This is a genomic window from Citrobacter sp. CF971, assembly GCF_006385635.1.
GTDB classification, from domain to species: domain Bacteria; phylum Pseudomonadota; class Gammaproteobacteria; order Enterobacterales; family Enterobacteriaceae; genus Citrobacter; species Citrobacter freundii.
The window spans coordinates 2360046-2386201 of sequence record NZ_CP041051.1 but is presented as its reverse complement, the minus strand read 5'-3'; the positions used below and the strand labels follow the sequence as shown (position 1 = coordinate 2386201).

Here is a 26156-nt window from a genome sequence, read left to right as displayed (position 1 = left end):
CAAATTGTAGCGCCCTGCCAATGAAATGAGATCCGCATCACAAAATGATTGTATTTTCGCCAGCAAACGTTTTAAGATCGTGGCCTTACCTTTTCGCAGCTAATCCTCTTATTTGATATGACAACAGACACTGTTTCCCGCAAGGTCGCGTGGCTACGGGTAGTTACGCTTGCCATTGCCGGTTTTATTTTCAATACCACAGAGTTTGTCCCTGTCGGTTTGCTTTCCGACATCGCACAAAGCTTCAATATGCAGACCGCTCAGGTCGGGATCATGCTGACGATCTACGCCTGGGTTGTTGCCCTGATGTCGCTCCCCTTCATGTTACTTACCAGTCAGGTGGAGCGCCGAAAACTTCTGATCTGTCTGTTTGTTGTGTTTATCGCCAGCCATGTGCTCTCTTTCCTGGCATGGAATTTTACCGTGTTGGTAATTAGCCGTATTGGTATTGCCTTTGCGCACGCTATTTTCTGGTCGATCACCGCATCGCTGGCAATTCGCCTGGCTCCTGCCGGGAAACGTGCACAGGCTCTCAGCCTGATTGCCACTGGCACTGCGCTGGCGATGGTATTGGGGCTGCCCATCGGGCGTATCGTCGGTCAGTATTTTGGCTGGCGCACGACCTTCTTCGCCATCGGTATGGGGGCGTTAGTTACCCTGCTTTGCCTGATTAAGCTCCTGCCCAAACTACCCAGTGAGCACTCCGGCTCTTTAAAAAGCCTGCCCGTGTTATTCCATCGCCCGGCATTGATGAGTCTGTATCTACTGACGGTGATTGTGGTCACCGCGCATTATACGGCCTACAGCTATATCGAGCCGTTCGTGCAGACCGTCGCGGGCCTGAGCGCAAATTTTGCTACTGTCTTATTGCTGGTTCTGGGTGGTGCGGGAATTGTCGGTAGCGTCATTTTCGGTAAGCTGGGTAATCTGCATGCGTCCGTACTGATTAGCAGTGCCATTGCCCTGTTGACGATATGCCTGGTACTGTTACTTCCCGCCGCTGACAGCGAAATGCACCTTGCCATCCTGAGTATTTTCTGGGGCGTCGCCATCATGCTGATAGGCCTGGGTATGCAGGTGAAAGTTCTGGCGCTTGCTCCGGATGCGACTGACGTCGCAATGGCGCTATTCTCAGGAATCTTTAATATCGGTATTGGCGCTGGCGCGCTGGTAGGCAATCAGGTGAGTTTGCACTGGTCGATGTCTACGATTGGTTACGTCGGCGCAGTGCCTGCCGTTGCCGCGTTGATATGGTCGGTGATTATCTTTCGTAAATGGCCGGTATCACTGGAAGAACAGCCTCAGCATTCATAAAAAATATGCCCGGTAAATATTACCGGGCATAGTGTTTTAAGCGTAGGTTTTGATAATTTCCAGCACGCCGTTAATAATAAACTGCACGCCCATACACACCAGCAGGAAGCCCATCAAACGAGAAATCGCTTCGATACCACCTTTACCGACCAGCCGCATGATCCCCCCGGAACTGCGCAAACAGCCCCACAGGATAATCCCGACAACCGCAAAAATAATCGGCGGCGCGATCATGATCACCCAGTCCGGAAATTCGGAGCCATGACGCACGGTTGACGCGGAGCTGATGATCATCGCAATCGTCCCCGGACCGGCAGTGCTTGGCATAGCCAGCGGTACAAAGGCGATATTGGCCGTCGGTTCGTCTTCCAGCTCTTCAGACTTGCTTCTCGCTTCCGGAGAATCATGCGCCTTCTGCTGTGGAAACAGCATCCGAAAGCCGATAAACGCAACGATTAACCCACCCGCAATACGTAACCCGGGAATCGAAATCCCGAACGTATTCATTACCACCTGCCCGGCGTAGTACGCCACCATCATAATGGCAAATACATAGACAGATGCCATGAGTGACTGACGGTTACGCTCTGCGCTGTTCATATTGCCGGCAAGGCCAAGGAACAACGCCACGGTGGTTAACGGGTTTGCCAACGGTAACAGGACTACCAGCCCCAGTCCTATTGCTTTAAACAAGTCCATCATAATGTCATCTTTCCTGTGCGTTAATCGTCAGCGGCAAGTATACGGTGAAATCCGCGAGATAAGCCATTTTCGTGATGTAAGGATTCATTTTTCATCCGCACGTATAAACCATAATTATCAAACCGTTAAAATTCCACTCGCCAGGTATTTAGTCTGATGATTTAGCAAAACGTGGCATTTGCGGATCCATTCGTTTGACTTATATTTGCCTAAGCAATAATATCAGCCGTGACTAACTACTTGCCAGGGCAACCATTGTGAAAAACACCAGTGATCTGTTTAACGAAATCATCCCACTGGGTCGTTTGATCTATATGGTTAATCAGAAAAAAGATCGTTTGCTAAACGACTATCTGTCACCGCTGGATATCACGGCATCGCAGTTCAAGGTGCTCTGCTCCATCCGTTGCGCGGTGTGCATCACCCCTGTCGAATTGAAAAAAGTGCTGTCTGTCGACCTTGGCGCCCTGACACGGATGCTGGACAGACTGGCCTGTAAAGGCTGGATAGAAAGGCTTCCGAATCCACATGATAAGCGTGGCGTGCTGGTGAAACTCACCGAGCATGGCGCAGCAATTTGCGAGCAGTGTCATCAATTAGTAGGGCAAGACCTGCACCAGGAACTAACAAAAAACTTAACGGCGGATGAAGTAGCCACACTTGAGCACTTGCTTAAGAGAATCCTGCCGTAAACAGAAAGAGGTATGACGATGTCCAGACGCAATACTGACACAATCACTATTCATAGCATTTTGGACTGGATCGAAAATAACCTTGAATCGCCGCTCTCGCTGGAAAAGGTGTCTGAGCGTTCAGGTTACTCCAAATGGCACCTGCAACGGATGTTTAAAAAAGAAACCGGTCATTCACTGGGTCAATACATTCGCAGCCGTAAAATGACCGAAATAGCGCAAAAATTAAAAGAGAGTAACGAGCCCATTCTTTATCTGGCAGAGCGTTACGGTTTTGAGTCTCAGCAGACGCTGACCCGGACATTCAAAAACTATTTTGATGTTCCGCCGCACAAATACCGTATGACGAATATGCATGGCGAATCGCGCTATTTGCTTCCACTCAATCAATGTAATTGCTAATCGCCAGTTAACGACGTAACCGAGGAAATCATGAAACTTCTGTCTTATGCGATGCTGGCCCTGCTGTTTGTTGTTTCGGGTCAGAGCATGGCGGAACAGACCGCGCAACCTGCCACACAGAACAGTCGCGACGCGATGATTATGCCCCCTGCGCACGATCAGTCCCCGTTCGATTTTAATCATATGGGTGCAGGCAGCGACAAGTCCGACGAATTAGGTGTGCCTTATTACAATCTGCGCAACCTGTAATTATATTGCCCCGCAACTGCGGGGCTTTTTTTAGCCCCTCACCGACGCAACTTTACGCAACCGAAAACCAAACACATTGATATACAGCCCAGCCATGATCAGTAGCGCACCAAGTAGCTGTAATCCGCTAAGCGTTTCGTCCAGCAGTACGGCCGCACTCGCCAGACCGACAACCGGCACCAACAGCGATAGCGGCGCTACCCGCCAGGTCTCATAGCGTCCGAGTAACGAACCCCAGATGCCATAACCCACAATGGTCGCCACGAACGCCAGATACACCAGTGACAAAATGGTTGTCATATCTATCGCCACCAGACTTTGGGCTATTTGCGTTGGGCCATCGAGAAGTAATGAGGCAAGGAAAAATGGAACAATGGGGATTAACGCGCTCCATACCACCAACGACATCACGGCCGGACGCGATGTATGCTGCATGATTTTTTTGTTAAAGATATTGCCGCAGGCCCAGCTTAGCGCCGCCGCCAGCGTCAGCATAAAACCGAGCATGCCAACATGCTGACCGTTCAGACTGGCTTCAATCAGCACCAGCACACCAAATACCGCCAGCGCAATTCCTACCAGCTGTTTACCCTGCAGACGTTCGCCAAAGGCGAATGCCCCCAAAATGATGGTGAAAAACGCCTGAGCCTGTAATACCAGAGAAGCTAACCCGGCAGGCATACCGAATTTGATGGCGCTGAAGAGAAACGCGAACTGTCCAAAACTAATTGTCAGGCCGTAGCCGAGTAAAAGCGAAAGCGGAATTTTCGGGCGGGCAACAAAAAAAATCGCCGGGAACGCCACCAACAAAAAACGTAACCCTGCCAACATCAACGGCGGCATATTGTGCAAACCCACTTTAATGACAACAAAGTTCAGTCCCCAAACCACAACGACCAGTAACGCCAATAACCCGTCTTTACGCGACATACCACCGCCCCTGCAAATATTAAATTTTTGTAAACAAGTTAAAGTAACGGAAATCGTTGTACCGTAACAGATCATTAATTCAGGTAGGCCACACAGGGCATTTTCGGACAACTTATTGGGTGTACATCACACTTTTAGCATGCTATTTGTTTCTGATATCTAAAAAAAACATAACAACATGCATTGTCGGGCAGGAAAATGAATATCTCTCTGAGAAGGTCCACTCTCGCGTTACTTGCGTCATCTTTGTTATTAACCATTGGTCGTGGCGCCACGCTGCCATTTATGACGATTTACCTCAGTCGACAGTATCAACTGAGCGTCGACCTGATCGGTTATGCGATGACGGTTGCACTGACCATTGGCGTGGTGTTCAGCCTTGGCTTTGGTATTCTGGCCGACAAGTTCGATAAAAAACGCTATATGTTGCTGGCTATCTGCGGCTTTGCCTCCGGCTTTATTGCTATTCCGCTGGTGCATAACGTCGTGATAGTGGTTTTGCTCTTTGCCCTGATCAACTGCGCCTACTCCGTCTTCGCCACGGTGCTGAAAGCCTGGTTTGCCGATAACTTGTCTGCGACCAACAAAACGAAAATTTTCTCACTTAACTATACCGTGCTGAACATCGGCTGGACCGTTGGTCCGCCGCTGGGTACGCTGCTGGTTATGCAAAGCATTAACCTGCCGTTCTGGCTGGCTGCCGCCTGTTCTGCGCTACCTCTGGTGTTTATCCAGACGTGGGTAAAACGTTCACCGGCAACCGCAGAAGGTGTAAATGCCGCTGTTTGGTCCCCTTCAGTACTGCTGCGCGACAGAGCATTATTCTGGTTTACGCTGTCAGCATTTTTGGCATCATTCGTTGGCGGTGCCTTTGCATCCTGTATTTCGCAATACGTTATGGTGGTTGCAAACGGCGATTTTGCCGAGAAAGTGGTGGCAGTCGTCCTGCCCGTCAACGCCGCCATCGTAGTATCACTGCAATACGCACTTGGTCGCAGGCTCACCGCCACGAATATCCGCCCGTTAATGACATTGGGTACAGTCTTCTTTGTCGTTGGCCTGGTTGGTTTCGCTTTCTCCGGCAACAGTCTGTTGTTATGGGGAATTTCTGCTGCCTTTTTCACTATCGGCGAAGTCATCTACGCGCCGGGTGAATACATGCTTATCGACAACATCGCGCCAGCAGGTATGAAAGCCAGCTATTTTTCCGCCCAGTCGTTAGGCTGGCTTGGCGCAGCGGTTAACCCATTAGTCAGCGGCGTCATTTTAACCACATTGCCACCCTGGTCGCTGTTTGTGGCGCTGATAGTGGCGATCATTCTTGCCTGGGCGCTAATGATAAAAGGCATGCGCGCCAAACCCTGGGGCCAGACGGCGGTCTGCTAGTTATTATGTTCGCGACAGAGCCACAGTCGCTCTGTCGCATACCTCAGATAGCAACCAGTCCCCGAACGCCCTCGGACTCCATATTTTTACCGTCGCCGCTTTGAATAATGCTGCCCCGCGACATCAACAGGTATTTGTCGGCGAGCTGCTCGGCAAAATCATAGAACTGCTCCACCAGCAAAATGGCCATATCGCCGCGATGCGCCAGTTGGGAAATCACCTGACCAATCTCTTTAATCACCGACGGCTGGATCCCCTCGGTAGGCTCATCAAGGATCAACAATTGCGGGCGACTTGCCAGTGCTCGCCCAATCGCCAGTTGCTGCTGCTGCCCGCCGGACAAATCTCCGCCCCGCCGATGCTTCATTTCCTGTAAAACCGGAAAGAGCGCGTAAATATCATCCGGCACATGTCGGGCCTCCGGTGCTGAAAAACGGGAAAGGCCGAGCAGCAGATTCTCTTCTACCGTCAAACGCGGAAAAATATCACGCCCCTGCGGGACATACGCCACACCGGCCCTGACCCGCTGATGCGGCTTCCATTGAGTGACATTTTTCTCCTGCCAGAGCACACTTCCGCTGCGGGCCGGAATAAGCCCCATCAGACACTTAAGTAGCGTTGTTTTCCCCACGCCGTTACGCCCCAGCAGACATGTCACCTCACCGATACGCGCTTCAAAGTTCACCCCTCGCAGAATATGACTGCCACCATAATATTGATTGAGTTCTTTCACCTGCAGCATCTGCACTCCTTAACGCCCGAGATAAACTTCAATAACCTGCTCGTTGGCCTGCACTTCACGCAGACTCCCCTGAGCCAATACTTGCCCCTGGTGTAATACCGTGACGCGATCGGCGATGGTTTCGACAAATCCCATATCGTGCTCAACAACCATCAGAGAGTGCTTACCGGCAAGCTGGCGAAACAGCTCCGCCGTGTATTCCGTTTCCGCATCCGTCATCCCCGCCGCGGGTTCATCCAGTAGCAGTAAATGCGGCTCCTGTACCAGCAGCATGCCAATTTCGAGAAACTGTTTTTGCCCATGCGAAAGCAGACCGGCGCGGCGGGCCCGCTCATTACCCAGCCGCAACAGCGCCAGTACTTCATCAATACGATCCCGTTGTTCGCCTGAGAGTCGTGCCCGTAGAGAACCCCAGACAGATTTATCATTTTTCAGCGCCAGCTCCAGGTTCTCTTCCACCGTTAATGCTTCAAATACCGTGGGCTTTTGAAATTTCCGTCCAATCCCCTGACGTGCAATGGCAATGGGATCCAGCGTCGTTAAGTCGGTCGACTGATCGTATATCGCACGACCACTTTGCGGCCTGGTTTTGCCGGTAATGACATCCATTAACGTCGTTTTTCCGGCGCCGTTGGGCCCGATGATGCAACGCAGTTCCCCAACCCCAATATTGAGCGTGAGATCGGTTAGCGCCTGAAATCCATCGAAGTTAACGTTAATTTTTTCCAGCTGTAGCACCGGATCAGTCTGGTTGCGAAACCGATCCCCCGGCATCTGGCGAGTAAATAGCCCTTCATCTGGCTGCATTATTTGCCTCCCTTGCGAAACAGACCAATTACCCCTCGGGGTAAAAACAGCGTAACGCCAATAAAGATCAGGCCAAGAAACAGCTGCCAGTATTCCGGCATGATGACGGTAAACAGGCTTTTCGCGCCATTCACCAACACGGCGCCGAATACCGGGCCGATCAGGGTTCCACGTCCGCCGAGAGCAACCCAAATCGCCGCTTCAATCGAGTTGGTCGGCGACATTTCGCTGGGGTTAATGATCCCCACCTGCGGAACATACAGCGCTCCTGCCAGGCCGCACAGTACAGCGGAAAGCGTCCACACCAGTAACTTGAAACCTTTCGGATCGTAACCACAGAACATCAGACGGTTCTCTGCATCGCGCACGGCAGTCAAAATACGACCGAACTTACTGCGGGCCAGCGCCAATCCCAGCCATAATGCCAGCACCAGCAGCATGACCGTCGCCAGAAACAGCGCGATACGGGTTGAGGTGGCGGTTACCGGGAATCCCAGAATGGTGGTAAAGCCGGTAAAACCGTTATTTCCCCCAAAACCCGTTTCGTTGCGAAAAAACAGCAGCATTCCTGCGAACGTCAGGGCCTGGGTCATGATGGAGAAATAGACCCCTTTGATTTTTGACCGAAAGGCAAACCAACCGAATACCAGCGCCAGCAGGCCAGGAACCAGAACGACCAGCAGGAGCGCCCAGATAAAATGTTGCGTCCCCCACCAAAACCACGGCAGCTCGCTCCACGACAGGAATGACATGAAGGCCGGTAATCCTTCGCCAGAGGCCTGGCGCATCAGGTACATTCCCATCGCATACCCTCCCAGCGCAAAGAAAATACCGTGTCCCAGCGAGAGCATGCCGGCATAGCCCCACACCAGATCCAGCGCGACCGCGACAATGGCATAACAGAGAATTTTCCCGGCCAGCGTTAGCGTCCACACCGATATAGCCAGCGGATGGTCCGCAGGTAACAGCGCAAGAAACGGCAGAGTAATCAACGCCAGCAATAACCCCAGCCCCAGGATGCGCGTCGCGCGTGGCGCTTTACGCGCCAGCGTTAATGTCATTGGCATCGTCATCAGTCAATAACCCTCCCTTTTAGCGCGAACAACCCCTGCGGACGTTTCTGAATAAACAGAATAATCAGCACCAGAATCATGATTTTGCCTAGAACCGCCCCCACCTGAGGCTCCAGAATTTTATTGAAGATCCCCAGTCCAAACGCCGCGGCCACGCTCCCGGCGAGTTGTCCCACGCCGCCCAGCACCACAACCAGAAACGAATCGATAATGTAGCTTTGCCCCAATTCCGGTCCTACGTTGCCCAACTGCGAGAGCGCTACGCCCCCCAGCCCGGCAATGCCTGAACCAAGGCCAAAGGCCAGCATATCGACGCGTCCGGTAGGTACGCCGCAGCAGGCCGCCATATTGCGATTTTGCGTCACGGCACGTACGCGCAGCCCCAGACGCGTTTTATTCAACAACAGCCAGGTGAAAAACAGCACCAGAATGGCAAAGCCAAGCACCACAATTCGGTTCCACGGTAAAATCAGATTGGCATAAACCTGAATCCCCCCTGAAAGCCATGCCGGATTGGCGACTTCCAGGTTTTGCGCGCCGAAGGACATACGCACCAACTGGATGAGCATCAGGCTGATCCCCCAGGTCGCCAGCAGCGTTTCGAGAGGACGCCCGTATAAATGGCGGATCACCCCGCGCTCAAGCAGCATTCCCACCGCCGCGGTAAGTAAAAAGGCAACCGGCAGCGCAATAACCGGATACCAGGCTAGCCATTGCGGGAAAAACTGGCTCATCAGTTGTTGTACCATCCAGGTACAGTAAGCCCCGAGCATTAACATCTCGCCATGCGCCATATTAATGACGCCAAGTAATCCATAGGTTATAGCCAGACCCAATGCCGCCAGCAGCAAAATTGAGCCCAGCGATAGCCCCATAAAGGCCTGTCCAAGAAGGTCCCCAACCTTCATACGATGTGCGATGGAATTCAGGCTTTCGCCAGCGGCAGCACGCACGCGGGTATCGGGTTCATGTTCAGCCCGGGTGAATGGTTGCAGGCGCGCCTGAGTTTCAGGATCATTTGACGCCCCTAATAGTTCGATTGCCTGACGTCTGACCTCCGGCGAGGAACTGTTCAGCTGCAGATTTGCCAGTGCAATAGCCAGCGCGGATTTCACATCACCATTTGACTCCTGAGCCAGTCGTTGCTGTAAAAACGGCAGCATACCCGGCTGTGCTTCACGCTGTAATGTACGAGCTGCCTCTAACCTTAATGTGACACTGTCACTTAAAAGCTGATGAACGGCCAACGCTCCTGCCACCAGATTACGCAGGCGGTTAGTCAGGCGAATTTTTTTTAGCTCGCCGTTTGGGGTTGTCGCTGTTCCTAACGGCTGTGCGTGCGAGCCGTTCATGATGAAGGTATTTTTCGCGTTATCAGTCAGCAGATGCTCCTCGCGCAACGCGTTGAGCATCGGCAAACGCTGAATGTCGGGATTGATCGACCACTGTTCGAGCAAGGCGGCCTGCTGAGTTCGATTTGCGGCTGTAAAGGTATCGGCATCTGATGCCTGCGCTATCCACGGCAAAAACCACGTCAGCAACAACACACCACGAATAAAGCGCATAGCTTTCATGAGCGTTCTCCAAAGCGGTACCCTCCCGCAGGAGGGCACACGATCAGTTGCTGGCGGTTTTCACAGGCTGTTCAGATTTTTTATCATTACCAGCGATGTACGGGCTCCACGGCTGGGCGCGGACCGGCTCATCGGTTTGCCATACCACGTTAAACTGGCCATTGCCCTCAATCTCGCCAATCATGACGGGTTTATGCAGGTGATGGTTGGTCGCATCCATGGTCAGGGTAAAGCCTGATGGCGCAGCGAAGGATTGCCCCGCCATTGCAGCGCGAACTTTATCCACATCGGTCGTTCCGGCTTTTTCTACCGCCTGCGCCCACATATGGAGGCCAACATACGTAGCTTCCATGGGGTCGTTTGTCACCACCGATTCAGCATTTGGTAATTTGTGCGCTTTGGCATACGCCCGGTAATCCGCGACAAACTTCTTGTTGGCAGCGTTATCGACGGACTCAAAGTAGTTCCAGGCTGCAAGGTTGCCCACCAGCGGTTTGGTATCAATACCGCGTAACTCCTCCTCACCCACGGAGAATGCCACCACAGGAACATCGGTGGCTTTCAGGCCCTGGTTCGCCAACTCTTTATAGAATGGAACGTTAGAATCGCCGTTGATGGTTGATACCACCGCCGTTTTTCCCCCTGCGGCGAATTTTTTAATACTGGCGACAATGGTCTGGTAATCGCTGTGTCCGAATGGGGTGTACACCTCTTCGATGTCTTTATCGGCAACTCCTTTTGAGTGCAAAAAGGCGCGTAAAATTTTGTTGGTCGTGCGTGGATAAACATAATCCGTGCCCAGCAGGAAGAAGCGTTTCGCGCTGCCGCCGTCCTCACTCATCAGATACTCAACCGCAGGGATCGCCTGCTGGTTGGGGGCTGCGCCGGTATAGAAGACGTTAGGCGACATCTCCTCACCTTCATATTGCACTGGGTAAAACAGCAGACCGTTTAGCTCTTCAAATACCGGTAAAACCGATTTACGTGAAACCGATGTCCAACAACCGAAGACCGCCGCCACCTTGTCCTGACTCAGCAGTTGGCGGGCTTTTTCAGCAAATAACGGCCAGTTTGAGGCCGGGTCAACCACCACCGGTTCCAGCTTTTTACCCAACACACCGCCCTGAGCATTAATTTCATCGATGGTCATCAACGCCACATCTTTTAGCGGCGTTTCGGATATGGCCATCGTGCCGGATAAAGAATGCATGATGCCAACCTTGATGGTGTCGGCTGCCTGAACGCTAAAACTCACGCCCATTGCTACAACAGAGGCAGAAAGTGCAAAAGCTTTTAAAAATGTACGACGCTGCATAGTTTCACTCCTGAAATTAAACTTGCTGAAAGCTCCGGTGCAGCCGGGCAGACAAAACGGTGCAAATTAAAAGTGTTCAGAAGTGATAAGGCAAAAACGATGCCAGATATTAAAACATCTCATAAAATCAATAAATTAGCATCTCGCGCACAAAAATCAGTATTACATTTCCCCGCCAAACGGGTTAATCAAACGAAAAATTGAACCACCATGAGACAACCCTGCATTATAAACGTGCAACAATCTGTGTCAGCAGCACACTGTCATAACAGCGTTTCAGGGTTTAAAAACAGGGTTATTTGTGCGCAGATAAATGTGTCTCGTCACTATTATTTATTTTATTCGACGTGATCATGTCAAAAATTTACTTTTCAGCCGAAATAATCACACAGTTCAGTCTTTGTTTAAGATTGAATTGCTACTATAGTCATAAGCGAGGTGAACTTAAGGTAAGAGAGGAAACTCACAGATAAAGGAGCATTTACTATGCTGGGTAATATGAATATTTTTATGGCTGTTCTGGGAATTATTTTATTTTCAGGCTTCCTGGCCGCGTATTTTAGCCACAGATGGGATGATTAATGAACGGAGATAGTCCTGAACCGACCCGGCCCCTTGTTGCGTAACTGCACAAGGGGCCATTTTTTACCTGCATTGCCCTTCCGACACCTTTTCCCTGATTAGCAGATAAAAAAAACCGCCGGTTAAACCAGCGGTAAATGCTTGCATGGATAGATTTGTGTTTTGCTTTTATACGCTATCTGGCAATTCCCTGCGAAGATAACGGATAGTCAGCTAACCTATCATCAACAACCCCAATGAAAGTTAAACGAAACGCAACTACCTCAAGCCGTTTTCGAAAAATCACGCACTGAGGGGATACGAGGTCCCGTCATTGGTGTCCACCAACGCGATCTGCTCATTTTCATCCATAAACATACAGCGATTTCTGCCGGTCTGTTTCCCCTGATACATCGCCCTGTCAGCCCGACCAAGCGCGGTATCCAGCGTTTCACCCTGTTGAACCCGGGTTATGCCAGCCGTTACCGTGATAGCGATCTCTCCATCAGAGTAGGGAATTTTTTTCTGACCAATCAAACGACAAAGCCTCAAACCCGCCTGGCATGCCTGCTCGTCCGTTTTTGTTCTGATGATGATAATGAACTCTTCTCCACCGTAGCGGTACGCCACCTCATCATATCGCGTCCATGACAATAAATTTGATGCAAGAGCCCGCAATACAACGTCACCAACCAAATGGCCGTAGGTATCGTTAACGTATTTAAAACGATCGATATCTAACAACAATATATAGAGATTAAGCGGTTCGGCATCGAGTAGTTGTTGGTCAAATGACTCATCAAGCATTCTTCTCCCGGGTAAACCCGTTAATGCATCGATATTACTGCGGATATTCAATAAATATATCTTGTAGTCCATTACAGCAGACGTAAATGCCAATAGCGCGTCCTGGAAGCTGTCGAAATGCCATGGATGGCTACGATTCTCCACTATTGCCAATAGCAACTCCTTTCCTATTACATGCATTTTTTCATGAGCAGAATAAATCTTGCTCACATAACTACTACCATCCTCATTGTTCAGCGATTGATCATTTATCCATTTCCCAAATCGACAAACAGAATGAGCGTTGTCACCCGTAATATCGGGATGAGTAACATCTGAGGACACTGCGCAGCGGAACATTTTTACCAGCCATTTGTAGTGGGCATCAATTGAGTTGTTCAACTCATTTATGATTGCATCTATTTTCGCTGTGTTTTTCATCATCACGGTTTCCTTCCCTGAATGAACACTTAGAACCGGGATTTTAACCATAAAAAAGAAAATTTATGTAAATTTAGTTATAGAAATCAATGGCGTTATAGCACTTGCCATTTATCGTAATAATTGATTTAATCCCCAATCAAAACAATAACAGACAGAAACTAATGAATAAAATAACTGATGATGGCGCTAAAATTTACACACCAATGACGCTAAAACTTTATGACTGGTGGGTGCTAGGAGTATCGAATCAATATGCCTGGAAGTGTCCGACCAGGGAACACCTTCTTCCCCATTTTCTCCAGCATTTGAGTAAATCACATCTGGATATTGGCGTTGGAACAGGATTTTACCCCTATCACGCACCTGACGACTGTGTAATATCGCTAATGGATTTGAATGAAGCCAGCCTGGACGCTGCAGCATCAAGAATCGGGGAAGCGAAAATTCAGCGCAAAATTAAGCATGATGTGTTCGAATCTTACCCTACGGATTTGCACAATAAGTTTGATTCCATTTCCATGTTTTATCTCCTGCACTGCTTGCCTGGCAATATATCAACAAAAGCCTGTGTGATAGAGAATGCCGCACGGGCTTTAACAGACACGGGTACGCTGTATGGCGCAACTATTCTTGGCGATGGTGTTATACACAACACTTTCGGAAAAAAACTCATGAGCATCTACAATAAGAAAGGTATTTTCTCAAACTCAGATGATTCTGAAGAGGAACTGAAACAGATTCTGTCAGCGCATTTCGAACATGTTAATACGCAAGTAACCGGTACTGTAGCGATATTTTCAGCATCAGGTAAAAAATAGTATCCTGACATTATTAACTGACTGCCTGGACCAATACCATTAGGGAAAGGCAATAAAAAAAGTCAGATATTTAAACCCGCAAAAACCGGGCATCAAACCCGGTTCTTCTCACTATCTGAACAAACCTTACGCGCTCAAACCACGATGTTCCAGCATCGACTCCATTCGTGGTTCTCGTCCACTCCACTGGCGATAGAGTTCAGCTAAATCAGTGCTATTTCCGCGGGACAAAATCGCTTCACGGAATTTCTGCCCGTTTTCACGGGTTAATCCGCCCTGCTCTGCAAACCATTGATAACCGTCATCGGCCAGCATTTGCGTCCACAGATAGGCGTAATAACCCGCGGCATAACCGCCGCCGAAGATATGGGCAAAATAACTGCTGCGATAACGTGGTGGCACGGCCTTGAGATCCAAACCTTCTGCTGCCAGCGCCTGCTGTTCAAATTGATCGACCGAAAGAGATAACGCGCTATTTTCCAGACCGTGCCAGCGCATATCCAGCAATGCAGCACTGAGCAGTTCGGTCATGTCGTAACCTTTGTTAAACAGGCTGGCCTGCTGCATTTTATCTCGCAACGCCTGCGGCATTTGCTCCCCGGTAACAACATGACGAGCAAAACGAGCGAAGACCTGCGGATGACTCGCCCAGTGTTCATTAATCTGCGAAGGAAATTCAACAAAATCACGCGGAGTGTTGGACCCTGAAAGCGTGGCGTAACGCTGAGTGGCGAACAGACCGTGCAACGTGTGCCCAAACTCATGAAATAACGTAATAACATCATCCCACAATAACAATGCAGGCTGACCTTTTGCCGGTTTTTGATAATTACACACGTTGTAAATAACCGGCCGGGTTTCATTGAGTTGCGATTGCTCAACAAAATTGCCCATCCAGGCACCACCGCTTTTCGATTCCCGGGCAAAGAAATCGCCGTAAAATAACGCCAGACCTACGCCATCGTGATCAAATATTTCCCATACCCTAACATCCGGGTGATAAACAGGAATATCGAACCGTTCTATAAATTTTATGCCAAAGAGTTGATTTGCCGTCCAGAAAACGCCTTCGTTCAGCACCGTATCAAGGGCAAAGTAAGGTTTGAGCTGCGCCTCATCCAGAGCATATTTCTCACGACGAACCTGCTCAGCATAAAATGCCCAGTCCCAGGCCTCGACGTTAAATTGCCCCTGTTCGTGATTGATAACATTCTGGATTTCGGCCTGTTCATCTAGTGCCCGAGCTCGCGCGGCAGGAACAATCGCCCGCATGAAAGTCAGTGCAGCTTCCGGTGTTTTTGCCATCTGGTCGGCAATTTTCCATGCAGCGTAATTGGCAAAACCGAGTAGTTTCGCCTGCTGCATCCGGATCTCGACCAGTCGCTGAATAATAGCCCGAGTATCGTTAGCGTCATTGTTTTCTGCTCTCTTCCATGCGCGGGTGAACAGACTTTCACGGGTATGGCGATCGCGTAACGCCGCAAGCGCCGGTTGCTGAGTCGTGTTCAATAGCGGGATAACCCAACGCGCGTCGAGCCCTTTCTCCCTTGCAGCTTCAGCGGCAACGGCAATTTCCTCAGCGCTGAGTCCCTCCAGATAACGTGCTTCATCCACCACCAGAGCACCGGACTTGTTCGCTGCCAGCAGCCGTTGGTTAAACTGGCTGGTCAGCGTGGCGGACTCTGTATTGAGCGCTTTAAGGTTCGCTTTATCAGTCTCATTCAGACATGCGCCGGCCAGTACAAAACGCTGGTGGATGACCTCCAGCAAGCGTAATGATTCGCTTTCCAGCCTCAGAGAACCTCTCCGTTGCCAGACAGCGTCAACGCGCGAGAAGAGTGCTTCATTGAGATAGATATCATTGGCAAGGCTCGCCAGTTCCGCGGAAAACTCTTCGTCAAGGTGCTGTAGTTCATCGTTGGTGTGCGCCGCCGTCATCGCGAAGAAAACGCTGGTTACGCGTGTCAACAAAGCGCCGCTTTGTTCAAGCGCCAGCAACGTATTGGCAAAATCAGGGGCTAGCGGGTTTTGCACAATCGCCTCGATCTCTGCACGTTTTTGCCGCACGCCTTCATCGAACGCCGGGCGATAGTGCTGCACCTCTATCTGATCAAACTGCGGGGCCTGGTACGGCAACGTGCTGTGACGTAAAAAAGGATTCGTTAACGACATCTTTCACTCCTGAAAACGATTTGTATACCAGAGTAGACTTCCCTGGAATCAACCGCAATCGCGTTACGCAGGAATAGCTCTGAACGGAAATGACGTGCTATGGTAGTACTACATAAAAAGCGTTGAGGAACAGTGAGATGATCGTTTTAGTAACCGGAGCAACCGCAGGTTTTGGTGAGTGCATTACGCGTCGTTTTATTGAGAATGGGCATAAAGTTATTGCCACCGGACGCCGCCAGGAGCGCCTGCAGGAACTGAAAGAGGAATTGGGTGACCGCCTCTATACCGCGCAACTGGACGTACGTAATCGTGCATCAATTGAAGAGATGCTGGACGCCCTCCCTGCTGAATGGCGCAATATTGATGTTCTGGTCAACAACGCAGGTCTGGCGCTGGGCCTTGAGCCTGCCCATAAGGCCAGCGTTGAAGACTGGGAAAATATGATCGACACCAACAACAAGGGGCTGGTTTATATGACCCGTGCCGTTCTGCCAGGCATGGTTGAACGCAACCGCGGTCATATTATCAATATCGGTTCTACAGCGGGCAGTTGGCCATACGCTGGCGGTAACGTCTACGGTGCGACCAAAGCATTTGTTCGCCAGTTTAGCCTGAATTTACGTACTGATTTACACGGCACTGCCATTCGCGTTACCGACATCGAACCGGGTCTGGTTGGCGGTACGGAATTCTCTAATGTCCGTTTCAAAGGTGATGATGCCAAAGCTGAAAAAGCCTACGAAAATACCACGGCGCTGACCCCGCAAGATGTCACAGAAGCGGTATGGTGGGTGGCTTCTTTACCGGCTCATGTCAATATCAACACCCTTGAAATGATGCCTGTCACACAGTCTTTTGCCGGGCTGAGTATTCATCGGAGCTAATTTATCTGCCCGGCCTTGCGCCGGGTATAGATAGCCTGAAAGAAGTGATAAAATAACTGGGTTAACTCTCTAAAAAGTAAGAATGAATGACCGTAGAAACGCAGCTCAACCCTACACAGCCAGTAAATCAACAGATTTACCGTATTCTTCGCCGTGATATCGTGCATTGTCTGATAGCACCCGGTACACCGCTGTCTGAGAAAGAGGTTTCCGTACGCTTTAATGTGTCACGCCAGCCGGTACGAGAAGCATTCATCAAACTGGCAGAAAACGGTCTGATTCAGATCCGCCCACAGCGTGGCAGCTATGTGAACAAGATTTCGCTGTCGCAGGTGCAAAATGGTTGTTTTGTCCGCCAGGCGATTGAATGTGCCGTGGTACGCCGCGCCGCATCGCTGATCAACGACCAACAGTGCTATCAGCTTGAACAAAATTTGCATCAGCAGCGCATAGCAATTGACCGAAAACAGATCAATGATTTCTTCCAGCTTGATGATGAGTTTCATCAGAAACTGGCTTTAATCGCCGAGTGCCAACTCGCCTGGGATACCGTTGAGAATATAAAGGCTACAATTGACCGCGTTCGTTATATGAGCCTGGATCATATTTCCCCGCCTGAAATGCTGTTACGCCAGCATCACGATATCTTTGCCGCCCTTGAGAAACATGATGGCGATGCGGTCGAGCGCGCAATGATGCTCCATCTCCAGGAAATTGGTGAGTCCGTTCAGCTTATTCGTCAGGAAAATAGCGACTGGTTCAGCGAAGATTAATACTACGCTCGCCTCACACCGGGGTGAGTTTCTCCTGCGTTTTCCCCTCTCCTGCATAACTGCATAAAAAAAGCTGTGATTTTGATCGAAAACAAAAAAAATCCTTAACGAGAAGCGTATTTATATTGCGCCCGTTACGTGGGACTAAAAGCCCACGGGCTTTGACGGTAAGTTGGAAAGGAGAAAACACCATGAAAACATACGATCGTAACCGTAACGCAATCACCACTGGCAGCCGCGTCATGATCAGCGACACCGGGCTCACAGGCCGCATTACAGCGATAGATACCGATGGCCTGACCGCTGAGCAGATTCGCCGCGGAAAAACAGTGGAAATCGAAGGGTGTGAAGGCAAATATGCCCCCCTCGAGCTGATTCGTTTAGGCATGAACTAATTGGTGTGAATGCCAGAAAACACAGCGCCATCTGGCCCGTTGAAAGCCAGATGGCGACATAAAACATAATCTTCGTTACTTCAGTTTTGCTGCATACTTCGCAACCGTCGCCTTCGCTCCTTCAGCCAGTAAAGCAAGATATGCTTGTGTAACCTGGTTTTTGAACAATTCAACCTGCGGCAGTTCACGACCAAAGATAGCATCAATCGCCAGCAGCGCCTGAACGCGCTCTTCGCCCTCGTTACTGCTACGCACCGCATTCTGGATCACGGGCAACAGCGGATCGCTAATTTCAATCGCCTGGCCCTGCTCATCCACACCGCCGACGTAGCGCATCCAGCCCGCCACGCCCAGCGCCAGTAAATCAAAGTGACTGCCGTTTACAATGTGCCAACGAACGGAATCAAGCATACGCTGCGGCAATTTTTGGCTTCCGTCCATAGCAATCTGCCAGGTACGATGACGCAGTGCCGGGTTGCTGTAACGCTCAATTAACAGATCGGCATAACGTTGTAGATCAACACCTTTTACTTTCAGCGTGGGTGCTTGTTCCTGCAACATCAACGCACGAGCAGCAAGACGATAGTTTTCATCATCCATACAATCATTAATGTGTTGATAACCGGCCAGATAACCAAGATAAGCCAGGAAAGAGTGGCTGCCGTTGAGCATACGCAGTTTCATCTCTTCAAACGGAATGACATCTGCCACCAGCTCCGCACCTGCCTTCTCCCATTCAGGGCGACCGGCGACAAAGTTATCTTCGATAACCCACTGACGGAACGGCTCACATGCCACACCTGCCGGGTCGCGTACGCCAGTGATGTGTTCAATTTTGTCCAGTGTCTCTGGGGTAACTGCCGGGACAATTCGGTCAACCATAGTCGACGGGAACGTCACATGTTGTTCGATCCACGCAGCCAGTTCTTCATCCACTGCTCTGGCATACGCGGTGACAACATTACGCATTACATGACCGTTTTCAGGCATGTTGTCGCAGGACATCACAGTAAAGGCGGCTAAACCTGCCGCTTTGCGGCGTGCCAAAGCCTCAACCACTACGCCTGGCGCAGTTTTTGGCTGTTTTGGGTTTTGCAGATCGGCGGCAATCATTGGATTGTCTAACATCAGTTCACCGGTCGCCGGGGAATGGCAGTATCCTTTCTCCGTTATGGTCAGGGAAACGATCGCGACCTGTGGTTCACACATCGCTGCCAGTACGCTTTCCAGACCATCAACCTGTGCATGCAATGCATTTTTCACCACGCCCACGACTCTCGCAGTCCAGGCATCAGCAGACATCTCTGCAACGGTATACAGATTATCTTGCTGTTTCAGATCGAAAATCTGCTGCTCGCCGCCAATCAGATTCACTTCGCAGTAGCCCCAGTCACTGCCGTGATCTGCAGCCAAAATGTCAGCGTAAACCCCCTGATGTGCGCGGTGAAACGCGCCAAACCCCAGATGAACAATACGCGGAACCAGTTTTGTACGATCGTAGTCAGGAAGTGCAGCCTTTGCCGCTAAGAGCTTGTTTTGCATGGTATGGCCTACTTATAAATGAAATCAGGACTGTTCCAGAGTAACGCCTGTATGGTTGTATGTTTTGATTTGCATTAAGCTTTTTATGATTGGTATGACATCATATAAAGCTGTGTAATAGCATGGACAGCGTACGAGACATCCGTCCATGCTAGTGTCTGGTATCAGTTTGTCTGAGTCACCGAGCAACGAACCTTCTCGGCTTTATTCACCTCGGCAGCATCCTCAAGCACGCTCAGGTCGCGATCTTTCACTTCTGGCATCAGCAACGCGGAAATCAGACCGATCAGTGAGTAGGCGATGACCATCACCAGAATTGGCCACCAGGAATTGGTCATGTTGCAGAAAATACCCGCCAGAACCGGACCAAAACCAACGGCAACTAACCCGCCCGCCTCTTTTGAAATCGCCATTCGCGTAAACCGGTTACGGGCACCGAACATTTCCGCCATAGTAATATTTTCGAGAGCAAATAATCCCAATACGGCAAAGTTATGAATAACAATCAGTGCCGTCATAATGACACCCGGGCTATACGTTTTATCCACTACAATTGACAACATCGGGTAAGCCAAAATAATTGCCGAGATATTCAGGATAATATAAGGCAAACGACGACCAAATTTATCAGACAACCAACCAAGCAATGGTATTGTAATAAAGCCCAGTACCGAACTGATCATTAAGGCATCAGTGGGGATAGATTTATCAAATAACAGGGTTTGCACTAAATAACCGGCAAGGAAGGTTTGGATTAACCCTGAGTTACCCGCCTGTCCAAAACGTAGGCCGGTTGCCAGCCAGAAAGATTTACTGGTAAACATCGCCGCCAGCGTGTTTTCTGACGAATTATTTAATGCCGGAGCGTTTTCTTCATCATTCACTTTCTCAAATACCGGGCTTTCTTTGAGATTCATACGTAACCAGATGGCAAAGATCATCACCACGACACTCGCCAGGAACGGAATACGCCAACCCCAAGCTAATAACTCCTCACGGTCGAGAGCAAAGAACATCACTGCCCAGATGGCCGTTGCGCTAAGGGTTCCACAGTTGGTTCCCATGGCAACAAGTGAAGAAATAATGCCACGTTTACCTTTTGGCGCGTACTCAGCAAGCATCGTGCCTGCGCCGGAGATTTCAGCCCCTGCACCAAGCCCTTGCACGATACGCAGCGTCACCAGCAGAACAGGCGCAAAGATACCAATTTGTGCATATGTTGGCAGCACGCCAATTAAGGTCGTACAAATTCCCATCATGGTGATGGTAATAAACAGCACTTTTTTACGCCCAATGCTGTCACCCATTTTGCCAAATATAAATGCGCCAACGATACGAGCAATATATCCTGCACCGTATGTACCCATCGCTAAAATAAGCGCCATGGCGGCAGACTGTTCCGGGAAAAATATTTCATGGAATACCAGTGCGGCACCCAGAGAATATAACTGAAAATCCATAAATTCGAGCGCAGTACCTAACCATCCGGATACGGCAGCTCTGACCAGATCTTTCGTGGACCTTTCGTGTTTTTCTTGATTCATATTGGCTATCTCTAAGAGGTAAGATGCGTACCACTTACTCGCAGTTTTTATATTATTCAGTGAATGTGAGTACGACTTTGCAGCAGTGCTGCTGATCTTTCTCAAACAATTCAATTGCGTCTGTAACGTGGTGATAGTCAAAAGTGTGAGTAATAAGTTGATTAGGATCGATGAATCCATTGACCAACCAGTCAATCACAACCGGGAATTTGTTCGCATTTAATCTTGAGGAATAAATGGACAGTTCTTTACCGGTAATACCTTGTTGAATAATCTGACAAGGATCGCTGGAGAAGCCCATCAGAACAATTCGCGCGGCTGGCGATGCCAGCGTGATAGCCTCCTGTAAAATGGATGGATGGCAAGCTGCATCCACGATGATGGTCGGTTTTAGCCCGTTTTCTACCAGAAACTCTTGCAACGAATGCTGACTATTATTGATGGCCCAATCTGCACCACACTGCTTCGCCATGGCCAGGCGTTCATCGATTCTGTCAGCAATCACTACGGTTTTAACCTTATAGACACGCTTAAGCGCCTGTACAGTGGTCAGTCCCATAGGCCCTGCGCCATAAATCAGCGCAATATCGTTTTCTGTCGGATTAATTTGCCCGGTTACGTTTGCGGCGATGGTAAATGGTTCGACCATAACGGCATGCTCATCAGGCACAGTATCGGGGATCGTCCAGGCATTTTTCTCCGGCACGACAGCGTACTCGCTGAAACCGCCATCGCGATGCACGCCCAGCACCACCAGCGATGTACAAACGTTAGGTTTACCAATGGAACAGGGATAACAATGTCCGCAGCTGATGACCGGATCAACGGACACCCGCTCGCCTATTCGCGAATGGTCAACGCCTTCACCTACCGCCTCGATCACACCATAGAACTCGTGGCCAATCACGCGCGGGTATTGTGCAAATGGATTATGACCGCGGTAAATATGGCTGTCTGAACCACAAATTCCCGCCAGTTTCACTTTTACCCTGACCTCACCTGCTGAGGGTTCTGGCACCGGTCGTTCGGCGATAATCAGCGTATTCGGTTTTTCAATCACGATACTTTTCATAGCAAATCACTCCTTACCAGTTCCACAGCGTGCCATCTTCCAGGCGAGCAACAGGCAGATATGCAGGGTCATACGGATATTTCGCCGCCAGTTTTTCGTCAAACTCGATCCCAAGGCCGGGTTTGTCTCCTGGGTGCATATAGCCGTTATCAAAGGTCCAGTTATGTGGGAACACTTCCAGCATCTGCTCGGAATAGCCCATATATTCCTGTACGCCGAAGTTCGGCACCCACAGATCAAAATGCAGCGCGGCGGCCATGCACACAGGCGATAGATCGGAAGGTCCATGTGAACCGGTACGTACCTGATACAGCGACGCGAAATCAGCAATCCGGCGCATACCGGTGATACCCCCCGCATGGGTGATGGTGGTGCGGATATAGTCGATCAATTGTTCTTCGATCAGCTGTTTGCAGTCCCAGATGCTATTGAACACTTCCCCTACCGCAATCGGCGTGACGGTATGCTGGCGGATCAGGCGGAAGCACTCCTGGTTTTCAGCAGGGGTTGGGTCTTCCATCCAGAACAGACGATATTGCTCAATGCTTTTGCCAAAACGGGCCGCTTCAATTGGCGTCAGACGGTGATGCATGTCGTGCAGAAGATGTTCGTTGAAGCCGAATTTATCGCGCACGGCTTCAAACAGTTTTGGTGTGAAATCGAGATATTTCTCCGTTGACCATAACTGTTCTTCCGGCCATTGCCCTTTTGTGGCAGGTTCATAGGCCAGTCCTTTGCCTTTAGACATACCGTAAGTGGTTTTCATGCCCGGTACGCCACACTGCACGCGAATCGCTTTAAAACCCATTTCTTTATGACGCGCATAATCTTCCAGTACGTCATCAACGGTATGGCCAGTGGTGTGGCAATAAACCATAACTCCTTCACGAGAAGCACCGCCGAGTAACTGGTACAACGGCATATTGGCTGCTTTCGCTTTGATGTCCCACAATGCCATATCCACTGCGGAAATCGCCGACATGGTGACCGGCCCACGACGCCAGTACGCGCCTTTGTAGAAAAACTGCCAGATATCCTCAATACGATGCGCATCGCGACCAATAAGCTGCGGACACACGTGATCTTTCAGATACGACGCCACGGACAGCTCGCGTCCATTTAATGTGGCATCTCCCAGCCCGGTGAGCCCATCTTCTGTCGTAATTTTCAACGTCACAAAATTACGCCCAGGACAGGTAACAAAAACATCAGCCCCAACAATCTTCATTTCTTATTCCCTACATCTGTTCTTGTGATGCATGAAATTTACCCAACTGAACTACTACCATACAAGTATAAAGATCAAAAAAACTCTGCTTGATCACAAAAAAGGCGCTATGCGCGCCCCCATCCTGCCACAATGATCAACATGCCGCACAACGCCACCAGCGCGCCAGACCAGTCATACAAACTGAGTTTTACACCATCGACAATGCGTAGCCATAGCAGCGCGGTCACCACGTAAACACCGCCATAGGCTGCGTATACACGCCCACTGGCTGCCGGATGCAGTGTCAGCAACCAGACGAATAAAGCCAGTGACATCCCGGCGGGTATCAGCAACCAGGCTGTAGCCCCGCGCTTAAGCCAAAGCCAGGGTAAAAAGCAGCCAATGATTTCGCATAACGCGGTGACGAAAAAAAGAAATGTGGTCTTAAGCATTGATGTTATTCAGTTACCTTCGGTTTAACTATGATACGACAGAATCTCGTTAGCGTATCCATATCCACCGGGTGGGTATGCCCGCAAACCGGAATAGTGTAGAATTTAACCCTGTTTTATCGTTTTTACCCTTTCCCATAAAAGGAATTCGCCATGAAAATTACACTGACCAAACGCCTGTGCCTGACGGCTATGCTGACGCTGGCTGCGGCTGTGTACACCTCTTCCGCATTTGCTGAAACCAGTAAACTGGTCATTGAATCCGGGGACAGTGCGCAAAGTCGTCAACAAGCAGCAATGGAAAAGGAACAATGGAACGATACGCGTCAGCTTCGCCAGAAAGTCAACAAACGTGCAGAGAAAGAGTGGGACAAAGCCGATACAGCCTTTGATAGCCGTGATAAATGCGAACAGAGCGCTAATATTAATGCGTACTGGGAACCTAACACACTGCGCTGCCTTGACCGCCGTACTGGCCGCACCGTTGCCCCATAATTATTGCACTTTGAAGGATATTGAAAGGATACGATATGACTAGCGCCCTCAGTGTTAAGTTGCGCCCGCTGGAGCGTGAAGATTTACGATTCGTTCATCAGCTTGATAATAACGCCAGCGTAATGCGTTACTGGTTTGAAGAACCTTACGAAGCGTTTGTTGAGCTGTCAGACCTGTATGACAAACACATTCACGACCAAAGCGAACGTCGCTTTGTGGTGGAATGCGACGGTGAAAAAGCCGGACTCGTGGAACTGGTTGAAATTAACCATGTGCACCGACGGGCGGAATTCCAGATCATTATTTCCCCTGATTATCAGGGCAAAGGTCTGGCTTCCCGGGCTGCTAAGCTGGCGATGGATTACGGCTTTACCGTACTCAATTTATATAAGCTGTATCTGATCGTTGATAAAGAGAACGAAAAAGCTATCCACATCTACCGTAAACTTGGCTTTATGGTCGAAGGCGAGCTGATTCATGAATTCTTTATCAACGGCCAATACCGCAACACTATCCGTATGTGTATCTTCCAGCAGCAGTATCTGGCAGAACATAAAACGTCAGGTCCAAACCTGCTGCAACCTACAGCTCAATAAAGCCTGACTAATAGTACGCGATGGTGTTTTCAATTGAGTAATGGTGTTCAACTGCCGGCTTCACGCTCTCGTCAACGATAACGAGCTGGCAGTTGACCGGATTTGCGTATTCATCGTATTTGCACGTTTGTTTGACGTTGCCTACCGGATGATTGTTGAGCAGGCTCACCGCGGTGTAATCCAGCTTCTTCAACGGGTCGACCGACGGTTTGGCATCAACCTGTAAGGTATTGTCCTTATTAACGGTTGTTTTACCCAGCGGGTAGCCTTCCGCATCGTATCTATATTGCACCTTCATCTCTTTCCCCGTGGCAGAAACGACAAAACCGTTATCGTCGGTATCCCACACCACTCCTGCTGCAGGCAGTTCCGCCAGTTGGCATTTGCCCTGTAAACGGATCCGTTTTTCCAGCGTTTCGGCATCCCGGTAGTAGTTTGCATCCAGGACCAGCGCCATACCGGTATTGTTTTCAATATCGTGCAGTTCAAGCGTATCGAAACACCCTTCCTGTGACAGCGTACCAACGACACGCTTAGTGACCTCACCTTTATCATTGAGCAGCGTCTGGCTGAAATCTTTCACCGGCCCACGCAGCGGGTCGAAATCAAATTCATTGGAAAAACTGGCCATTTCCGGCGTAAAGGAAACCAGCCCTTTGGCGTTATCACAGCCAACCAGCACGACGCACAGGAAACCTAACAGGGTCTGTTTCTTCACATTTTTCACCGGGATAAGAAGATAATTCTCAATCATATTAGCAAATACAGTTATTTACACCAGAAATGCTAATCTTAGTTTAAGTCGATCATAAAGGAGCTGATGATGAAATACATACCAGGAATTGCCGCGATCATGTTGGTAGTCGCTTCCCCGCAGGTTCTGGCGGCACCCGCGTCATGCGAACGCGTAAAAAGCGATATCGAACAGCGCATCATCAATAATGGTGTTGCTGAATCCAGCTTCACGCTGAATATTGTCCCCAACGATCAGGCCGATCAACCTGACTCACTGGTAGTCGGACATTGTGCAAATGATACGCACAAAATTCTCTATACCCGAACCAACAGCGGCAACGCCCCCGCCAATAGCACATCTGCACAAGACGGACACGTCGCCGAACCGCAATAAATCTCACCCTCCGTGCGCGGAGGGTTACTCCAGTTTGATATGCATTAAGATGACATACTCATAAATGGGTAAACTCACTCCATTATTAGCATGCTAT

28 protein-coding genes are annotated in these 26156 nt (G+C 49.8%); 13 read left to right on the top strand and 15 right to left on the bottom strand.

Going from position 1 to position 26156, the window contains the following annotated elements:
- Positions 1–117 precede the first annotated feature (117 nt).
- Positions 118–1314 carry a sugar transporter gene (locus E6P06_RS14985; RefSeq protein WP_003032430.1) on the top strand — a complete coding sequence of 399 codons (1197 nt, stop codon included), beginning with the start codon at positions 118–120 and terminating at the stop codon, positions 1312–1314.
- 36 nt (positions 1315–1350) lie between these two features.
- Here E6P06_RS14985 and E6P06_RS14980 read toward each other — a convergent pair whose 3' ends face one another.
- Positions 1351–2016 carry a MarC family NAAT transporter gene (locus E6P06_RS14980; protein WP_003032428.1) on the bottom strand — a complete coding sequence of 222 codons (666 nt, stop codon included), beginning with the start codon at positions 2014–2016 and terminating at the stop codon, positions 1351–1353.
- A gap of 257 nt (positions 2017–2273) precedes the next feature.
- Here E6P06_RS14980 and marR point away from each other — a divergent pair, with 257 nt between their 5' ends.
- The 3 genes from marR to marB are packed head-to-tail and all read left to right on the top strand — an operon-like array spanning position 2274 to position 3359.
- Positions 2274–2708 (top strand): multiple antibiotic resistance transcriptional regulator MarR, encoded by a 435-nt coding sequence (marR, locus tag E6P06_RS14975; RefSeq protein WP_003832935.1) that lies wholly within the window; start codon positions 2274–2276, stop codon positions 2706–2708.
- An 18-nt stretch (positions 2709–2726) separates the two neighbouring features.
- Positions 2727–3110 (top strand): MDR efflux pump AcrAB transcriptional activator MarA, encoded by a 384-nt coding sequence (gene marA, locus E6P06_RS14970; RefSeq protein WP_003032424.1) that lies wholly within the window; start codon positions 2727–2729, stop codon positions 3108–3110.
- Positions 3111–3140: 30 nt separating this feature from the next.
- Positions 3141–3359: a multiple antibiotic resistance protein MarB gene (gene marB, locus E6P06_RS14965; RefSeq protein WP_003032422.1), complete on the top strand. Its 219-nt coding sequence runs from the start codon at positions 3141–3143 to the stop codon at positions 3357–3359.
- 30 nt (positions 3360–3389) lie between these two features.
- On the opposite strand, the gene eamA is transcribed toward marB, so the two are convergent.
- A complete protein-coding gene (eamA, locus tag E6P06_RS14960) occupies positions 3390–4289 on the bottom strand; it encodes an O-acetylserine/cysteine exporter (RefSeq protein WP_003836303.1) in 900 nt (299 codons plus the stop codon).
- A gap of 198 nt (positions 4290–4487) precedes the next feature.
- Here eamA and ydeE point away from each other — a divergent pair, with 198 nt between their 5' ends.
- Positions 4488–5675 carry an efflux MFS transporter YdeE gene (gene ydeE, locus E6P06_RS14955; RefSeq protein WP_003836304.1) on the top strand — a complete coding sequence of 396 codons (1188 nt, stop codon included), beginning with the start codon at positions 4488–4490 and terminating at the stop codon, positions 5673–5675.
- 43 nt (positions 5676–5718) lie between these two features.
- On the opposite strand, the gene urtE is transcribed toward ydeE, so the two are convergent.
- Genes urtE through urtA form a run of 5 tightly spaced genes read right to left on the bottom strand, consistent with a single transcriptional unit; the run spans position 5719 to position 11186 of the window.
- Positions 5719–6417 carry an urea ABC transporter ATP-binding subunit UrtE gene (gene urtE / locus E6P06_RS14950; protein WP_054528371.1) on the bottom strand — a complete coding sequence of 233 codons (699 nt, stop codon included), beginning with the start codon at positions 6415–6417 and terminating at the stop codon, positions 5719–5721.
- A gap of 9 nt (positions 6418–6426) precedes the next feature.
- Positions 6427–7224 carry an urea ABC transporter ATP-binding protein UrtD gene (gene urtD, locus E6P06_RS14945; protein ID WP_003843625.1) on the bottom strand — a complete coding sequence of 266 codons (798 nt, stop codon included), beginning with the start codon at positions 7222–7224 and terminating at the stop codon, positions 6427–6429.
- The gene (urtC, locus tag E6P06_RS14940) at positions 7224–8297 is read right to left on the bottom strand and encodes an urea ABC transporter permease subunit UrtC (RefSeq protein ID WP_139935394.1); all 1074 of its coding nucleotides are present in this window, start codon (positions 8295–8297) and stop codon (positions 7224–7226) included. The genes urtD and urtC overlap by 1 nt, the downstream gene beginning before the upstream one ends.
- Complete coding sequence (gene urtB / locus E6P06_RS14935; protein ID WP_139935393.1) at positions 8297–9871, bottom strand: urea ABC transporter permease subunit UrtB; 1575 nt, start codon at positions 9869–9871, stop codon at positions 8297–8299. The genes urtC and urtB overlap by 1 nt, the downstream gene beginning before the upstream one ends.
- A gap of 43 nt (positions 9872–9914) precedes the next feature.
- Positions 9915–11186, bottom strand: coding sequence for an urea ABC transporter substrate-binding protein (urtA, locus tag E6P06_RS14930; protein WP_003032408.1), 1272 nt, complete (start codon positions 11184–11186; stop codon positions 9915–9917).
- Positions 11187–11672: 486 nt separating this feature from the next.
- On the opposite strand from urtA, the gene mgtS reads away from it, so the two are divergent.
- Positions 11673–11768 (top strand): protein MgtS, encoded by a 96-nt coding sequence (gene mgtS, locus E6P06_RS14925; RefSeq protein ID WP_003032406.1) that lies wholly within the window; start codon positions 11673–11675, stop codon positions 11766–11768.
- Positions 11769–12050: 282 nt separating this feature from the next.
- Here mgtS and E6P06_RS14920 read toward each other — a convergent pair whose 3' ends face one another.
- The gene (locus E6P06_RS14920; RefSeq protein WP_139935392.1) at positions 12051–12977 is read right to left on the bottom strand and encodes a diguanylate cyclase; all 927 of its coding nucleotides are present in this window, start codon (positions 12975–12977) and stop codon (positions 12051–12053) included.
- A gap of 161 nt (positions 12978–13138) precedes the next feature.
- Here E6P06_RS14920 and E6P06_RS14915 point away from each other — a divergent pair, with 161 nt between their 5' ends.
- Positions 13139–13795: a class I SAM-dependent methyltransferase gene (locus E6P06_RS14915; RefSeq protein ID WP_003843616.1), complete on the top strand. Its 657-nt coding sequence runs from the start codon at positions 13139–13141 to the stop codon at positions 13793–13795.
- Positions 13796–13921: 126 nt separating this feature from the next.
- Here the strand turns inward: E6P06_RS14915 and dcp are convergent, their stop codons facing one another.
- Positions 13922–15967 (bottom strand): peptidyl-dipeptidase Dcp, encoded by a 2046-nt coding sequence (gene dcp / locus E6P06_RS14910; protein WP_139935391.1) that lies wholly within the window; start codon positions 15965–15967, stop codon positions 13922–13924.
- Between the two features lie 137 nt (positions 15968–16104).
- On the opposite strand from dcp, the gene ydfG reads away from it, so the two are divergent.
- The 3 genes from ydfG (at position 16105) to ydfZ (ending at position 18019) form a co-directional block, all read left to right on the top strand.
- Entirely contained in the window at positions 16105–16851 is a 747-nt protein-coding gene (gene ydfG, locus E6P06_RS14905; protein WP_003032398.1) for a bifunctional NADP-dependent 3-hydroxy acid dehydrogenase/3-hydroxypropionate dehydrogenase YdfG, read from the top strand.
- Positions 16852–16937: 86 nt separating this feature from the next.
- The gene (locus tag E6P06_RS14900; RefSeq protein WP_003032396.1) at positions 16938–17624 is read left to right on the top strand and encodes a GntR family transcriptional regulator; all 687 of its coding nucleotides are present in this window, start codon (positions 16938–16940) and stop codon (positions 17622–17624) included.
- A gap of 191 nt (positions 17625–17815) precedes the next feature.
- A complete protein-coding gene (ydfZ, locus tag E6P06_RS14895; RefSeq protein ID WP_003032393.1) occupies positions 17816–18019 on the top strand; it encodes a putative selenium delivery protein YdfZ in 204 nt (67 codons plus the stop codon).
- A gap of 75 nt (positions 18020–18094) precedes the next feature.
- Here ydfZ and E6P06_RS14890 read toward each other — a convergent pair whose 3' ends face one another.
- The 5 genes from E6P06_RS14890 to E6P06_RS14870 all read right to left on the bottom strand — a co-directional run bounded on the left by E6P06_RS14890 (position 18095) and on the right by E6P06_RS14870 (position 23839).
- Positions 18095–19561, bottom strand: coding sequence for a mannitol dehydrogenase family protein (locus E6P06_RS14890; protein ID WP_139935390.1), 1467 nt, complete (start codon positions 19559–19561; stop codon positions 18095–18097).
- Positions 19562–19725: 164 nt separating this feature from the next.
- Complete coding sequence (locus E6P06_RS14885; protein WP_044712387.1) at positions 19726–21105, bottom strand: MFS transporter; 1380 nt, start codon at positions 21103–21105, stop codon at positions 19726–19728.
- 52 nt (positions 21106–21157) lie between these two features.
- Positions 21158–22177, bottom strand: a complete 1020-nt coding sequence (locus E6P06_RS14880; RefSeq protein WP_139935389.1) for a Zn-dependent oxidoreductase — start codon at positions 22175–22177, stop codon at positions 21158–21160.
- Positions 22178–22190: 13 nt separating this feature from the next.
- Positions 22191–23405, bottom strand: coding sequence for a starvation-sensing protein RspA (gene rspA / locus E6P06_RS14875; RefSeq protein ID WP_003843602.1), 1215 nt, complete (start codon positions 23403–23405; stop codon positions 22191–22193).
- 107 nt (positions 23406–23512) lie between these two features.
- Positions 23513–23839 (bottom strand): YnfA family protein, encoded by a 327-nt coding sequence (locus E6P06_RS14870; protein WP_003032384.1) that lies wholly within the window; start codon positions 23837–23839, stop codon positions 23513–23515.
- Positions 23840–23992: 153 nt separating this feature from the next.
- Here E6P06_RS14870 and E6P06_RS14865 point away from each other — a divergent pair, with 153 nt between their 5' ends.
- Positions 23993–24334: a DUF1283 family protein gene (locus E6P06_RS14865; RefSeq protein WP_003032382.1), complete on the top strand. Its 342-nt coding sequence runs from the start codon at positions 23993–23995 to the stop codon at positions 24332–24334.
- 35 nt (positions 24335–24369) lie between these two features.
- Complete coding sequence (gene speG, locus E6P06_RS14860; protein WP_003032379.1) at positions 24370–24930, top strand: spermidine N1-acetyltransferase; 561 nt, start codon at positions 24370–24372, stop codon at positions 24928–24930.
- A gap of 7 nt (positions 24931–24937) precedes the next feature.
- On the opposite strand, the gene E6P06_RS14855 is transcribed toward speG, so the two are convergent.
- Positions 24938–25648: a YnfC family lipoprotein gene (locus E6P06_RS14855; RefSeq protein WP_003843601.1), complete on the bottom strand. Its 711-nt coding sequence runs from the start codon at positions 25646–25648 to the stop codon at positions 24938–24940.
- A 102-nt stretch (positions 25649–25750) separates the two neighbouring features.
- Between E6P06_RS14855 and E6P06_RS14850 the strand changes: the two genes are divergently transcribed.
- The gene (locus E6P06_RS14850) at positions 25751–26059 is read left to right on the top strand and encodes a DUF1161 domain-containing protein (protein WP_096890173.1); all 309 of its coding nucleotides are present in this window, start codon (positions 25751–25753) and stop codon (positions 26057–26059) included.
- The last annotated feature ends 97 nt before the right edge of the window (positions 26060–26156 follow it).